1 protein-coding gene is annotated in these 2,530 nt (G+C 49.0%); it reads right to left on the bottom strand.

From position 1 onward, the window contains the following. Positions 1 to 2,430: DUF4347 domain-containing protein (locus tag H6F80_RS00165; RefSeq protein ID WP_190789606.1), on the bottom strand; the 2,430-nt coding region annotated here is incomplete at its 3' end. Between the last annotated feature and the right edge of the window lie 100 nt (positions 2,431 to 2,530).

The following is a 2,530-nucleotide window of genomic DNA, read 5'->3' as shown; positions in this document are numbered from 1 at the left end:
TGTCAGGACGAAGGTATCATTGCCGGTGCCGCCCATGAGGCTGTCTGCTCCAGCACCACCGTTAAGGAGGTCATCCCCTGCATCACCAAAGAGCGTGTCTGTGCCGCTGCCACCTGTCAATTGGTCATTGCCATCACCACCCCGCAGGCTGTTAACGCCCTCACCCCCAAACAGGAGGTCATCTCCAGCATCGCCAAACAGCGTGTCATTGCCTGCCTCTCCCTCCAGAATGTCGTTGTCGTTGCCGCCTCTGAGGTTGTCATTACCAAGACCACCCAGCAGAATGTCGTTGCCTGCATCGCCAAAGAGGGTGTCATGACCACCGTTACCATAGAGGACATCGTTGTCGTTGCCGCCCCGCAGGGTGTCATTTCCCAAGCCGCCGTAGAGGTTATCATCCCCATCTAAGCCGTAGAGAATATCGTCACTCTCTAAGCCGTCGATCGAGTCGCCCAGGCTGGTGCCGCGCAGGTTGCTATCAATGTTGGGAGTTCCCATGATGGTGCTGGTCGTGACATTGCCAGGTTCAGTCACGTTGAGGGAAAAGGTATCGCTCACAATGCCCTGCTTACCATCATTCGCAGTAACTTTGACATTGAGAGTACCAACCTCGCCTATTGCCGGAGTACCACTGAAGGTGCGGGTTGCGGCATTAAATTTGAGCCACGCTGGGAGCGCTGCGCCGTTTTCTAGAGTAGCAGTGTAGGTTAGCGCATCTCCATCTACATCGACGAAGACATCACTGGCGAAGCTGAAGGCAAAAGGACTGTAAGCCTGGGCTGTTTGATCTGCGATACCAGCGTAATTGCTGTTTAGCGTAGGAGCATCATTGACCGGAGTCACATTGACAGAGATAGTCTTAGTATCACTCTTTGCCCCGCCATACCCAGTATTGCCAAGGTCATTAACAACGAGATTAATAGTGCCCTGACCGTTGTAGTTTAATGCACTCCGATAACTCAGGCTACTCAACGCACTATTGATATCTACCAACGTGCCTTTGAACGTCATGCTGCTGTTCGCAGTTCCATTTCCTGTGGTGAAGCTCAGTCCTGTTTTATTTGTCAGAGTGAGACTGCCACTAGCTACAGATAGTGTAACTTCAAGAAGACTGTTACCTGCATCAAGGTCTGTAATGTTGATACCTGTAATGGTCGAATCAGTGTCTTCCTCAATGTTTTGGTTGGCAGGAACTGTAAGCGTAGGGGAATTATTCGGTTTCAGGATGGCAAAGCTGTCGACTAACAGCTTAGAACTAACAGCCATATCTCCGAAATCTAAAACCCCAACACCTATTGTGTAAGTACCAGCAGTTGAGAAGATGTATGAGAAAGTCTGATAGCCAGTCTGGAGACCGATTGTAGAGGAAAAGGAGGAACTGAATGTGTCAGCTAACTTAAATGCGCCAACTGAGTCAATTGAGACGAATGCAAAATCTCGATAGGTTGAGTTTTGGACTTCACCATTAAGGAAGTTCCAGTTAAAAGTGATTTGATCGTTAGCCTGAACTGTGATTGTTTGCTTGATTGCCGAACCTTCGGTAGCATTTCCTCCTGCAATCCTGTCTAAAGTTCCAGTAGATAACCACAGAAAATTTTCAAGGCTGCTATCGCTGACTGAGCCAGAGTCAGTTGTCATAAGTGCCTGAAAGTTTCCCTGGGTAGGGCTAACACCAAACTGGCTAGTTTGAATGCCAACGTTCCCCATGGTTGTCCAATCTCTGAAATCACCTGATTCAAAGCTGCTATTTCTAACTAGAACAGCTTCGTAAGCTGCTAATGCAGATTGCTGAAATGCCAGAGAAGGATGGATACGACCGATCGCAACTTCCAGTTTCCAGTCACCACCCTGCTCTGCACTACCCGTTTTGTTTGTAGAAGCCGCAATGTTGGCTCCGGTGAGTTGGTGAAGCTGTTTCAGGAAGAGAATACCAGCAGGTTCAGCCGCAACGTTACAGCCATAGAGTAGCAGATCAGCACTGGATGAAGTGAACCAGGACTGCAAATCCCAGGAATAGCGTTCCAGGGTATCAAGGCTGAGATAGGTGTTGCCAAGCTGCACAGAACCGGGCGTACCGTGAGAAACAATGTGGAGACTGGTGGTGTTCGGGTGCTGCTTCAGGGCAAGGGTGATTTGCTCAATGCCATCCTGTTCAGGCTGAAGAATGATAACTTTTGCGCCGTCCAGGACTCCGTTTACGAGTAGCTCATAATCTTCAACAGCGGAGTCGATCGCCACTAGCATTCCTGCTCCAGGTTGGCTCGATGCGGCAGATTGTGACTCGGGGGTAAAGCATTCTGAGGCTGGCTTGACTGCGGCAGAGGTATCGAATATAGGGCTCAACTCTAAAACCTGTAGGGCAGAAAAGCGACGAGAAACGGCACTTTGATTGAACAAATTCTTATCAGCAACCGGAGAAACACACTTCATGCGAAATACCTTTTCAGCGAGTTTTGAGCGAGTTTAGATGCTTGAAAAACGATCGAAACTGAAGTGCGTTTAAGCGAATCAGGTGATGTCTTTCACTAAT

Source organism: Leptolyngbya sp. FACHB-711, from assembly GCF_014695615.1.
Taxonomy (GTDB): Bacteria; Cyanobacteriota; Cyanobacteriia; order Elainellales; family Elainellaceae; genus Leptolyngbya_A.
This window is presented reverse-complemented; position numbering and strand designations above follow the sequence as displayed.